A 12,882-nucleotide genomic window follows, 5' to 3' on the forward strand; every position below is an offset into this window, starting at 1 on the left:
CGCCAGTGTCTGCATCGGCAACCATATGCTCAGAGGGATAGCCACCACCAACAGCGCGGTTGTATTGCCTTGCAACCCTTTCCAGCCTTGGCACAACAGCGCAATTGTACTCACAGCCAAAAACTGACCAAAAGTTAACCATGCCGAGCCGCCAATAGCACCTTCACTTTGCAGCACCATGACCGCACTAGGCATCGCAATCCATGGAATAAACAGGGCTAATCGCAAGTTACTTGAGGCTGACGGGGAAAATAAAATAGACAGCATGGGGTATGCCATCAAGGTCGCCACACTCAGACAGAGCGGTTGTAACGGCAATATCACCATAAACAGAATAAGCACCGCCACCAAAACTGCGCCGCGCGCCCCTGATTGCGGAAGCAGCCACACCACAAACAGCAGCGATAATACCAGATTCAGATCTGTTACAGAGTGTGCCATTGAAACCGTAGCCAGTAGCGTAAACAGCACTGCGGCGAATGTAAAAACACTCTCTCTCATACATGCCTCCTTGTTGTATGTATTACCACTGTTATAGGTCGGTACCCTGTATCTCTGTTATTTTTATATACCTATGTTATATCTCCACGCTTTAACACTTACCACCACATCGAACCAGATTTCTACAAAGCGCTACGTTGAATTATGTTGAGTATAGGTGGTTCTGCCGATGAGAAGATCAAACTCAGCAGTAACACCGAGTTTCAACCACAGATAAATCACCGTGATAAAAATACACACCACACTCGCCTTGCTTTACCAAGTCTCTTACTTATATCCATTCACAGGGTAGATCTATTGTCACGCTGACGTCATTTACATTTCCTCTCAAGGGAAAATCCGAACACACACCTTCATAACACAATGACAGATTCATGCTGAGGTTTTAGCCCACCACACAGTTAATGCTATGCTTCTGATATTCCACTGCGTATCACGCAAAAACAGAAACGTAATTAATCGGTGCCACAGAGCATCGGATGATGTATTCCGAGGTTATTCATGAGCGATGTATTGGCAGGATTACTGCAACTCCTGCATTTGGAAAAAATTGAAGAGGGTATTTTTCGGGGGCAAAGTCAGGATTTAGGCCTTCGCCAAGTCTTTGGCGGGCAGGTTATTGGTCAGGCTCTGCATGCGGCCAAGCAAACCATCTCTCCTGAACGGGCGGTACACTCTTTTCACAGCTATTTTTTACTGCCCGGTGATAGCCATAAGCCGATTGTGTACGACGTTGAAATTTTGCGTGAAGGCCGTAGTTTCAGTACCCGCCGTGTCAGCGCAATTCAAAATGGTCGCCCTATTTTTTATCTCACCGCCTCTTTCCAGCTTCATGAAGAGGGCTTTGAACATCAAGATACCATGCCGGTTGTTCCACAACCTGAAACGCTAGAGTCTGAATTAGATATTGCACGTAAGATGGCACATCTTCTGCCCGCTTCGGTAAAAGAGAAATTTCTGTGCGAACGCCCAATTGAGATGCGTCCAGTTAAATTTAGCAACCCACTAAAAGGGGAAGTTGATCTACCAACGCGTTATGTCTGGTTTAAAGCAAACGGTAGCATGCCTGATGATCAGCGGGTACACCAATATTTGCTGGCCTACGCGTCTGACTTTAACTTCCTACCCACCGCGTTACAGCCGCACGGTAAAGGTTTTTTGGAAGCCGATATGCAGGTTGCAACAATTGATCACTCCATGTGGTTTCACCGCCCTTTCCGTATGGATGATTGGCTTTTATATGCAGTTGAAAGCCCGTCGGCATCAGGTGCACGCGGCCTTGTACGCGGCAGTGTATTTACGCGTGATGGGCAATTGGTTGCCACTACCGTACAAGAGGGTTTAATCCGCCAGCGTAAATGATTTTTTTCCCTGATTAATCACTGCCTATCAAAACCCTGAAACCGGATCTCGTATCCGGTTTTTTTATAACCAACACCGTATGCTGATAAAAATTGATTAAATCAGTACGCTCAGTGCTGTTTACTTGCTAACTTTATTATTTTAGATAATACTAAATTAAATAAATCTTAATTAAGAGGTGTTTTATGTCTACTATGGATGCACAAAACAGGCCTAAGATCCTAATTATTGGCGGTGTAGCTGGAGGTGCTTCCGCTGCCGCACGGGCACGGCGCGTTAATGAGCACGCTGAAATTATCGTTTTTGAGCGCGGTGAATACATCTCATTTGCCAACTGCGGGTTGCCTTATCATATTGGGGGCGATATCCCCGAACGCCAATCACTGCTTTTACAAACGCCCGAGAGCTTCAAGCGACGATTTAATGTTGATGTCAGAGTGCAGCACAATGTACTGAGTATTGACCGAGATACTAAGCAGATCACCGTGCATAATAAACTGACCGGTGAGCAATATATTGAGCATTATGACAAGCTGCTACTTAGCCCTGGTGCATCACCTATCCGCCCCTCAATTCCTGGATTTGATCACCCCAAGGTACTGACTTTACGTAATATCCCCGATATGGATCGTATTATTGCCGCACTTAGCACTTTATCTAAACAACATGTAACGGTGGTGGGTGGTGGCTTTATCGGCCTAGAGGTTGTCGAGGCGCTGCGTGAACGCAAGATCCCCGTAACATTACTCGAGCTAGCACCACAGGTAATGACCAGCCTTGATGCGGATATGGCTGCATTTTTGCATCAGGAGTTGGCTTGTCAGGCGGTAGATTTGCGTCTGAACACCGGTCTGACCGCAGTGGAAACTCGACAGGATAATCTGCTGTTGCAACTTTCCGATACCACACAATTGGAAACCGGCTTAGTCATTGCAGCCATTGGTGTTACGCCGGATACCCAGCTTGCTCGCAGTGCCGGATTAGAGATTGGCTCCCGTGGTGGCATTAAGGTTAATGCACAGCTACAGACCTCTGACCCCCATATTTATGCCGTTGGTGATGCCATCGAAACCACACATCTGGTCACTGGAAATGCTGGCGTCACGCCTCTCGCGGGGCCAGCAAATCGCCAAGGGCGTATGGCCGCTGACAATATGCTCGGCAATACCGAACACTATCGCCACACCCAAGGTACGGCTATCTGCAAAGTCTTCACTTTGGCTGCCGCCAGCACAGGGTTAACTCTACGGACAGCGCAGCAGGCGGGGTTTAACGCACAGTGTATTCATGTTCATACCGGTAGCCATGCAGGTTACTATCCGGGAGCACACCCTGTCAGTTTAAAACTGGTCTATGAACTCTCCAGCGGCCGTTTGCTTGGTGCTCAGGCAGTTGGGCGTGATGGTATTGATAAGCGTATTGACGTTTTAGCCGTTGCACTGCGTGCAGGAATGAGTGTGGCCGATTTACAACACCTTGAACTGACCTATGCTCCACCTTTTGGTTCAGCAAAAGATGCGGTGAACCAAGCCGCTTTTGTTGCGACTAACCAGCTAAAGGGGGATGTTCCAGTCTGCCATGTTGCTGATGTACAACACCCACGCGATGATCAGTTTTTGCTAGATATCCGTAATCCTGCCGAGCTGGAAAACATCGGTAAAATTCCCAATGCCATCAATATTCCGGTTGATAACTTGCGCGAAAATCTCTCGGCCCTTCCCAAAGAGAAAGAGATTTTAGTAATTTGCCAAAGTGGATTACGCGGAACTGTAGCGTGCCGATTATTACAACACCATGGTTTCCGCTGCGCAAACCTCAGTGGTGGATATATTCAGTATGCGGTATCCGTACGCCAGTATTAAAGGGGGCAACATGTTTTCATTTAGCAGTGCATTATTGGGGTTGACTGGTGGCGCAATAATCGGTTTATCGGCTCTGTTACTGCTTAAAAGTACAGGCCGTATTGCGGGTATTAGTGGCATTCTCACCGGATTGCTTCATCCCAATAAAGAGTGGTTTTGGCGTATTCTTTTTGTTCTGGGAATGGCTGTAGGTGCGCTGTATACCGCAAACCTGATGGGTATCACATTAGGCTCAACCGTTAACGCTCCCTTACCCCTCATTGTGGTTGCTGGATTATTGGTCGGGTTTGGTGCAAAGCTGGGAAATGGCTGTACCAGTGGGCACGGTATTTGTGGGATGGGGCGTTTGTCAGTGCGATCTATCATTGCAACCTGCACGTTTATGGCCACTGGGTTCATTACGGTCTATCTACTGCGGCATATTTTTGCTGGCTAACAACCTGTGAGCACCTGATACATACCCAATGAAGCACAATAACCAAACAAATCCGTGAATTAAATAGACTGAAATACCCGCTAAATACAGGGAGAGAGAAAATGCGCTATCTGTTTAGCCTTATCTGTGGCGTGCTGTTTGGCAGTGGATTAACCGTTTCGGGTATGAATAATCCGGCCAAAGTACAAGACTTTTTGGATATTACCGGCAACTGGGATCCGACACTGGCATTTGTCATGTTTGGTGCACTTGCCGTTTTCTCTACCGGCTATTTTCGCTGGGTAAAGCCTTGTTCAACCGCAGTTTGCGGTGATCCACTTCCTGATACTGCCAGTAAAAAAATCACGCTACGCTTAGTCTGCGGAGCGGCTATTTTTGGTGTTGGTTGGGGGTTAGCGGGGATCTGCCCTGGCCCTGCGATTACCTTACTTGTCGCGCCTTCTTTACCTACAGTACTGTTTTTTTCTGCGTTAGTCATCGGGTTATGGCTAGGTGACAAGGCCACAAATAGCTTGGTAAAGGAGAGTACCCCAAAAGGTTAATTTTTGATTTTTTTCACTATTATCATTATCAGCTATTACCAGTGTTTACCGATACGCTACCCAAGGGTGAAAACCCCTCTGAACGGGTAGAGTATCGGTATAAAACACTATCCGGCTTTTTGCTGCAACAACTGATCGGTGACTTGCTGAAGTTGCCACATCTGCGCATATCGCCCCTGCTGCTGTAACAATGCCGCGTGCTTACCCTGTTCAGCAATATTGCCTCGGTGTAGTACCACAATTTGATCGGCATCTACAATGGTGGATAAACGGTGCGCAATCACAATCAGTGTTGTAGAGCGGCGTACCCGTGCTAATGCCGTTTGAATTGATCTCTCTGTGCCGGAGTCAATATTTGCCGTAGCCTCATCAAGAATCAGCACTTTTGGCTGCTGTACTAGCACTCGCGCAAGAGCGAGGAGCTGTTTTTGCCCCACAGACAGGTTATTGCCCTGCTCACCAAACAAGGTGTGCAACCCTTGTGGTAACGCACTAACCAATTCAGCCAGTTCAACTTGCTTTAATACCGCCCAAACAGCCTCTTCACTCACTTCGCGCCCCAGCGCAACGTTGTCATACACAGTCGCTGCCAGTACTACGGGGTCTTGCTGCACCATAGCAATATCATGACGCAAAACATCATGCGATAGTGTTGATAAAGGTTGTCCACCCAGTAAAATTTGCCCCTCTTGTACTGGATAGTAGCCCATCAACAGGCTTGCTAACGTACTTTTTCCGCTACCTGTATGGCCGACTAATGCCAGAAAACCTCGGTCAGGCACATTCAGTGTAATCTGCTGCAAAACCGGCTCTGCAACATGATAAGCAAAACTGAGGTTACGCACTTCCACACGGCCATCAGCCAGTGGCTGGATGCTGTCACCGTAGTGCTGTGCCGGCGCATCCATTAACGTGAAAATACGCTCTCCGGCAACAATGGCTTGTTGCAGCATAGATTGTTGTGATGTCAGCTCGATCAACGGCTCATTTAAGCGGCCAAGATAGCTAATAAATGCGTACAACACGCCGACACCAATGCTGCCGGTGGCTGAAAACCCGAATACCAGCAACAATCCACTCAGTACCGAGGCTGAAATCAGGCTCAGTAATGGGCGCAGTAAGAAGGCATCTAACCGCAAAGCCTGCATTCTTGCACGGTAATGTGCCTGACTTTCTGCCGAAAGCTTTTCGCCCATTCGCGCTTCTTGCCGCATTTGCTGGATCACACTGATACCGCTGATCGTTTCATTAAAACCATCATTAATTCCGGCCAGTAAACTACGCACTTTACGCACTATCGGAATACTGCGCTTTTGATACAGACTCATTACAGTCAGCACGGCAGGAAACATGACCATTGCGACCAGCGTCATCTTCCAGTTGAGCGCAAACATCGCCACCAGCATGGTGCTGATTAAGGCAATATTACGCAATGCCGTCACCAAGACTGTCACATACAGGTCTTTCACAACCTCGGTATCATTGGTCACTTTTGAGATCAGTTGCCCTACCGGTTGAGTATCAAACGCACTTAACGGCTGGCGGATGGCTGCCTGAAACACCTCACAGCGCACCTGCTGAACCACGTTCAATGCAACATGGTTGAAACGCAGCGCCTGAAAATAGTGCAGTGTTCCGGCACCAAATTGTAAACACAAAAATCCGACCACCAGCCCAACAACAGGCCACAGCGGAAGATAGTGCTGAGAAAGAAAATGGTCGATAAAAAAGCTGACCAATAATGGGCCACCCACTTCGGCTATCGAAGCTAACCACAGCATTAAGGTAGCAATAATAATATCTTTCTTATGTGCCTTACCGTAGCGCAGTAAACGCTTCAACGTTGGCCACTGTTCACGCAGGTTCAACATTGTTCACTCCATCATCCTGCTCTAAGGCTTGTTCTAGCTGTTGATATTGGTACATATCCTGATACCACCCAGACTGGTGGCGAAGTGCATCATGTTTGCCGCGCTGAATAATACGCCCTTGTTGCAGAACCACAATTTCATCGGCCTCTGCCAGCGCAGATAGTCGGTGAGCAGCCACTAGCATAGTACGGCCTTGTCGCCACTGTTTTAGGTTATGCAAAATCCGGTGCTCAGTCTGCCCATCTACTGCAGAGAGTGCATCATCCAGAATCAAGATTTCAGCATCCAGCAGCAGCGCACGTGCAATGGCAATACGCTGTTTTTGCCCGCCAGAGAGCATCACACCGCGCTCACCGACTTGCGTTTGATAGCCTTGCGGTAAATGGGCAATATCGTCAGCAACACAGGCAAGCTCTGCTGCCCGCTGAATCTGCTCTAATGTGGACTCAGGACGACCAAATGCAATATTTTCAGCGATGGTTGCAGAAAACAAAAACGGGGTTTGGCTCACTACGGCCAGCCGTGCACGCCATGCATCCAGTGCAATATCTGTCAGCGGCAGAGCATGAAAAGTGATCTCATTATGTGCCACATCAAACTGCCGCTGCACCAAGGCTAACAAGGTACTTTTACCGGAACCGGTTGCACCGCATAAACCTAAAACCATGCCCGGTGTGACCTGAATATCAATCTGTTGCAGTACTGGATGTGGGTTTTCAGGGTACAAAAATTGCGTAATATTCAGGGATAAAACACCGCGTTCAGTCGGGATCGGCAAATGACCGGCAGTAATATCAATATCCTCTTCCAACAAAGACTGCACACGAACATACGCAGCACTGCCGCGCTCGACAATATTGAACATCCATGCCAGCGCCAACATCGGCCAGATCATCAGACCAAGATACATCACAAAACTGGTCAATTGCCCTAAAGTCAGATGACCATTAACCACCATCCAGCTTCCGCCGCCCACGGCCAATAAGTTGGCTGAGGCAATCGCCACATAGATAGTCGGATTAAACTTTGCATCAACACGCGCCACGTGCATATTCCGCTCACTGGCCTGCTGCGCGGTTTGCGCAAAATGCTGCATCTGGCGCGTTTCCAGCCCAAATGCTTTAATCATCCGAATACTGGTCAGTGTCTCTTGCACATTATTATTTAATGATGAAAATGCAGCCTGTGCAGCCCGAAAACGGTGATGTAACTGATCACCATAACGCTTAATCACTGCCGCCATAATCGGCATTGGCAATAATGCAAGTAAAGTGAGTTGCCAGCTTAGTTGGGTACTCATAATAAACAGAACAGCCAGCCCCATCACCATAGAGTCAACCAACGTCAACACACCTTCACCGGCTGCAAATACCACCCGATCAATGTCATTGGTTGCACGAGCCATCAGATCGCCGGTTCTATGCTTAAGGTAAAATCGCCCGTGCTGGCGGCTAAGTTGCCGATAAATATCCTGCCGTAATATCACAGCAAGGCGATATGATGCGCCAAACAGTAATACCCGCCACACAACCCGCAGTAGATATACAGCCAGTGCACAGCCCAATAAAATGGCAATAAAACCAAACAGACTCTGTTTGCTCATTTGTTGCCGATCAATTCCATCAACCACACGCCCAACCAGCATGGGTGGCAAAAGTTCTAAAAACGCGATGGAAATCAGTAACCCGATAGCACCGATATAGCGTTTCCATTGCTGACGGAAAAACCAACTCAGCTGCCTAAATAATCCCACAGAAAACCCCGATTATTTTCGTATCAAAAATCAACGTGTTACTTAGCACAACACGCCACTTAGCATGGTGTCTAAAACAATACATAAATGCCTAAAACGGCGAAGAAGTATCTAAAGCAGTGAATACTACCGTAACACTGAATTAAATGATAATAACTTTCATTACCATTTGAAAAATGAATACATTCTGCTGCTAATCTACCCGATTTAGACTCAATTCGTGATAGCCTAATCACTTGCCCTGCATGTCGTGTTATACATGCTACACAACTTTAGATTTACACAAAAACATCGGATATAAAAAAAATGACCTCAGCGCTCACTTCCTACATCGCCATTAGTTTGCAGGTTTCTTGTCAGCAAGATGATCTCTCTTGCGAAATAGAAAATGAAATTATCGAAATCGGTGCAGTAACAGTAGAGCTTGACGGCACAATCACCAACCAGTTTCATGCCCTTGTTAAACCCTGTTTTGAACCAGAACTGACCGAGTTCTGCCAACAAGAGACCGGTATTACACAGCAACAAATTGATGTGGCCCAGCTTTTTCCAGATGTAATCAGTGAATTTACTGTATGGGTTAATTGCCAACAGGCTCAAGGTTGGATCAGTTGGGGAAAAGGTGATGCCGTATTATTGAGTGCAGATTGTGCTAGAACCGACAGTGAATGGCCTTTCCCTGATGATTTTACTTATATTGATGCACGCCGCTGGGCTCTCAGCCAGCCAGAACATGGTATACAAGAAGAGAGTCATTTGAGCCTGTTTACTGCGCCACATAATGCACTGCTAAAAGCACGTGCACTTGCAGCCCTGCTACCGAGTATACAAGTGGGGGAATAAAGAGCGGCTCAATATGATTAGGCTGACACTCACTTTGAATGCGTAGTGAAATTCATTATTAATGATGAATTATTTCCCCCGCTCTATCGCGGGGGAAAGTGCCTACCGTGCTCCGAGTGCCATTATAAGACTGCTCAGTAACCGGCTGTACTGACAGCAGAGTCAGAAAGTGTACGACAATGTTGAAATGAATAACCACTGAAGGGTGATTCTTAGGCTGATTGTTATCAAGTGAGTTTAGTTATGAGTAAACGCCGCTTTATAGTGCTTCCGGCACACTGACTCATAACGCTCATTACCGCCAATTTGTACCTGCTCACCATCACGGATAGCAACACCATCAGCATTCAGGCGCAGCACCATATTGGCTTTTCGGCCACAATGACAAATGGTTTTGAGCTCGACCAGCTTATCAGCCCATGCCAGCAGATACAGGCTTCCAACAAACAGTTCGCCCTGAAAATCAGTACGTAAACCATAGCACAGTACCGGAATATCAAGACCATCAACCACATCAGAGAGCTGCTCAACTTGGCTGCGGCTCAAAAACTGACACTCATCAATCAGTACACAATCAATTTTTTGTTTTTGATGCTCATTTTTAATGCAAGCATGTAAATCGGTTTCAGGTGAAAAGAGCAGAGCATCAGAAGAGAGCCCAATTCGCGAACTGACTTTCCCGACACCAAAACGGTTATCAATTTCAGCCGTGAAAACCAACGTACGCAATCCGCGTTCTTGATAATTATAAGAGGATTGTAGTAATGAGGTCGATTTACCTGCATTCATAGCTGAATAATAAAAATATAACTGCGCCATGCGCGTGAATGCTCCTATTTTAAGCGTAAAAAAGGGCGGAAATCCGCCCTCTTAATCATACTGTATTCTGTGTTATGACACCGCTTTTATTGCAACAGGTCGTGGCTGTAAAAAGTAAAACAGACCGATAACAAAACTAAATAACAAAGCGGAAACCGCCAGCGCAGTCATTGACGATTGTGTAATACCCAGAGCAACAAAGCCTACTGCAGAAATACCGGCAACAATCAGTGTATACGGTAACTGGGTTGTAACATGATCAAGGTGGTTACAGTGTGCGCCGGTAGACGACAAAATAGTGGTATCGGAAATCGGTGAACAGTGATCACCAAACACCGCACCCGCCATAACTGCAGCCATTGATGGCAGTAGCATTGCCATGTCTGCAGCAGCGGCCATATCTGCGGCAATCGGTAACATAATGCCGAATGTACCCCAGCTCGTCCCGGTTGAAAACGCCATAATACCTGCAACCATAAACAGCAAAACCGGAAGCATGCTAATTGGCATATTGCCCTGTACCAGCGATGAGAGATACTTGCCGGTCGACATATCTTTGATTACCGCACCGATAGTCCACGCAAACACTAAAATATACACAGCCGGTAGCATTGAGCGCATACCACTGAGCAACGCTTGTACCATTTCGCCCATTGCAACCCGCTGACGCAGGGTACTGACAATTGACAGGACTAAACCGACAATACCGCCACTGACCAGTGAAATACCTACATCAGTATTTTCAAATGCACCAATAATTGAGAATGCACTGCCTTCAGCTGCTAGCACCTGATAACCGGTAAAGACCATGGCAGAAACAGTGACAACAACCAACGCAATAATTGGGATCAGCAAATCAGCAACACGGCCAGATTCCAGCTCACGCACAGAGAAACCAGAGTGCCCATTATCTTGCTCATCCATCGGGCGACCGGTCAGTGAAATCCCCTCTTGCGCCATACGTTCATGACGACGCATCGGCCCGATATTGATAGAGAACCATGACACCGCCAGCACCATCAGCAATGCAAAAATGGCATACAGATTCATCGGGATCATAGCGACAAACGCACCCAATGGCGTGTACTCTGTCACGCTGTGCGTCGCTAAAATGCCACCAATAATGGTAATGATATAAGCACCCCAACTGGAAGCTGGCATCATCACACACACCGGTGCTGCGGTTGAGTCAAGAATATAAGCTAATTTTGCACGCGAAATATTTGCGCGATCTGTCACTGGGCGGGCAATCGAGCCAACGGCCAGACTATTGAAATAGTCATCAATAAAGATGAATGCGCCCAAAAATACGGTCAGTAACTTTGCTCCGCGTGGCGTTTTCACCCGCTGACGCGCCCAAAGTGCAAATGCCCGGCTACCACCTGAAAGTGTCAGCATGGCAGTCATTCCGCCCAGTAAGAATAAGAACAGCAGAATATAGATATTCCACAAATTCAATGCACCATCATCCCACGCTAATGCCGTGATCTTATGCTGCAGATACCCTAAAGAGCCCAAAGGAGAGAAACTGTTTAATAATAAAGCGCCGACCAAAATCCCCATGCCCAATGAAAACAGGACACGACGGGTCAATACGGCAAGCAGTAACGCAGTGAGCGGGGGAAGTACCGCAAGAAATGAGTTTGAATAATCAACAATATTCATGATCTTTACCTTAAAAGTTCGGCGAAGATCTACTGACAGTCAGATGACTAAAGGTACGGAACAACGAATCTGTGAACCAAAACCAACCAGTAGCGCTCCATAGTGTATTAACAATCTTATGACTATGGCAGTGCAGCCCCTATTTGAGTACTCCACCAGCCAGAGGGCGTGATAACCGCTCTAACTTCGGCGCTGGTTCCTTTCATTGTCGATCAACAGAATCACCCTACTGACAATTACTGATAAACAGCGCACCTCTACTTCAAAACACAATCAACAACCCAATAAACCATGAATGATTTTTTGCATCACCACAACTATGGTGAATAATGAAACCACCGTTTAGCTCGTACTTATTGTTCAAAGCTGACTAAGTGATTAAAACTAAAAAATGAAAGTCATCTTAAATCAGGTTGCTGAATCCATTGTAACAATTGATTTCAGTGATGCAATGCATAAATATCACTTTTTATAAGAATTATTTCACGCTATATCATACAAATAAGCTTATGCATCAGCGTGCATCTAACTGCGAGGTTAAAAACAAGAGAAAATGACATGCCGTATAGAAATAAGTTAACAATTGTCATTTATTTATACAACCTCAGCGCTACGCAGTGATTTATCCATTCATTGATACATCACACAGAGCGAACTGTTGGATATGCTTAAACTCTATACTAAAATGTATTTATATTTGTAACGAAGACTGTTTTCAGACAATTGCTTCTATACTTTTTCCGTTAATTTAATTATTTTTGTACTACAGCTTGAATATTTTTGCTGTTAGCATTAAAAAGATAATAATTAATTCATTTTTTGAGATAACAATGATGAGCGAAGTAATTAAAGTATTAAGTAATATCCGTAGCCTGCGCGTGCTGGCACGTGAAGTGCAATTCGAGCAACTTGAAGATATGCTGAGTAAGCTAACTACTGTAGTGGAAGAGCGTCGTGAAGAGGCTGAACTAAACCAAGCTGAAAACGAAGAACGCCAGCGTAAACTTCAACAATACCGTGAAATGCTGATTAATGATGGCATTGATCCTAATGAACTGTTCGATATGCTGGCAAACAGTAAAACAGCCGCACCGAAAAAAGCAAAACGTAGTGCTCGCCCTGCTAAGTATGAATATACTGATGAAAATGGCGATCTTAAAACGTGGACTGGCCAAGGCCGTACACCGGCAATCATCAAGCAAGCACTTGAAGCTGGTCAAGATTTAGA

Annotated in this window: 11 protein-coding genes and 1 riboswitch; of the genes, 6 read left to right on the forward strand and 5 right to left on the reverse strand. The window is 46.2% G+C overall.

Features of this window, described 5'->3' with window-relative positions:
* A partial coding sequence (locus ACRC27_RS00220) for a hypothetical protein (RefSeq protein ID WP_438638780.1) occupies window positions 1–501 on the reverse strand: 501 nt, incomplete at its 3' end.
* Between the two features lie 501 nt (window positions 502–1,002).
* Here ACRC27_RS00220 and tesB point away from each other — a divergent pair.
* From tesB to ACRC27_RS00240, 4 genes are all read left to right on the forward strand, one after another.
* Window positions 1,003–1,863, forward strand: a complete 861-nt coding sequence (gene tesB / locus ACRC27_RS00225; protein ID WP_438638781.1) for an acyl-CoA thioesterase II — start codon at window positions 1,003–1,005, stop codon at window positions 1,861–1,863.
* Between the two features lie 185 nt (window positions 1,864–2,048).
* Window positions 2,049–3,725, forward strand: a complete 1,677-nt coding sequence (locus tag ACRC27_RS00230) for an FAD-dependent oxidoreductase (RefSeq protein WP_438638782.1) — start codon at window positions 2,049–2,051, stop codon at window positions 3,723–3,725.
* 10 nt (window positions 3,726–3,735) lie between these two features.
* Entirely contained in the window at window positions 3,736–4,161 is a 426-nt protein-coding gene (locus ACRC27_RS00235) for a YeeE/YedE family protein (protein ID WP_438623027.1), read from the forward strand.
* A 101-nt stretch (window positions 4,162–4,262) separates the two neighbouring features.
* Window positions 4,263–4,703 carry a DUF6691 family protein gene (locus tag ACRC27_RS00240; protein ID WP_438623026.1) on the forward strand — a complete coding sequence of 147 codons (441 nt, stop codon included), beginning with the start codon at window positions 4,263–4,265 and terminating at the stop codon, window positions 4,701–4,703.
* A gap of 107 nt (window positions 4,704–4,810) precedes the next feature.
* Here the strand turns inward: ACRC27_RS00240 and ACRC27_RS00245 are convergent, their stop codons facing one another.
* Together ACRC27_RS00245 and ACRC27_RS00250 are read right to left on the reverse strand one after the other, a co-directional pair.
* Window positions 4,811–6,574, reverse strand: a complete 1,764-nt coding sequence (locus ACRC27_RS00245; protein ID WP_438638784.1) for a SmdB family multidrug efflux ABC transporter permease/ATP-binding protein — start codon at window positions 6,572–6,574, stop codon at window positions 4,811–4,813.
* Window positions 6,558–8,327 carry a SmdA family multidrug ABC transporter permease/ATP-binding protein gene (locus tag ACRC27_RS00250; protein WP_438623024.1) on the reverse strand — a complete coding sequence of 590 codons (1,770 nt, stop codon included), beginning with the start codon at window positions 8,325–8,327 and terminating at the stop codon, window positions 6,558–6,560. Before ACRC27_RS00250 ends, ACRC27_RS00245 begins: the two co-directional genes overlap by 17 nt.
* A 306-nt stretch (window positions 8,328–8,633) precedes the next feature.
* On the opposite strand from ACRC27_RS00250, the gene ACRC27_RS00255 reads away from it, so the two are divergent.
* The gene (locus ACRC27_RS00255; protein ID WP_438631180.1) at window positions 8,634–9,170 is read left to right on the forward strand and encodes an exonuclease domain-containing protein; all 537 of its coding nucleotides are present in this window, start codon (window positions 8,634–8,636) and stop codon (window positions 9,168–9,170) included.
* Window positions 9,171–9,407: 237 nt separating this feature from the next.
* On the opposite strand, the gene ACRC27_RS00260 is transcribed toward ACRC27_RS00255, so the two are convergent.
* Together ACRC27_RS00260 and ACRC27_RS00265 are read right to left on the reverse strand one after the other, a co-directional pair.
* Window positions 9,408–9,989: a thymidine kinase gene (locus tag ACRC27_RS00260; protein ID WP_438623022.1), complete on the reverse strand. Its 582-nt coding sequence runs from the start codon at window positions 9,987–9,989 to the stop codon at window positions 9,408–9,410.
* A 72-nt stretch (window positions 9,990–10,061) separates the two neighbouring features.
* The gene (locus ACRC27_RS00265; protein ID WP_438638786.1) at window positions 10,062–11,654 is read right to left on the reverse strand and encodes a Na+/H+ antiporter NhaC family protein; all 1,593 of its coding nucleotides are present in this window, start codon (window positions 11,652–11,654) and stop codon (window positions 10,062–10,064) included.
* An 82-nt stretch (window positions 11,655–11,736) separates the two neighbouring features.
* Window positions 11,737–11,922, reverse strand: a riboswitch (Lysine riboswitch).
* A 565-nt stretch (window positions 11,923–12,487) separates the two neighbouring features.
* On the opposite strand from ACRC27_RS00265, the gene ACRC27_RS00270 reads away from it, so the two are divergent.
* On the forward strand, window positions 12,488–12,882 hold a 395-nt coding region (locus ACRC27_RS00270; protein WP_438638787.1), incomplete at its 3' end, for an H-NS family histone-like protein.

The sequence above is a fragment of the Plesiomonas sp. genome, assembly GCF_051650925.1.
Classification (GTDB): Bacteria; Pseudomonadota; Gammaproteobacteria; order Enterobacterales; family CAMTGL01; genus Plesiomonas.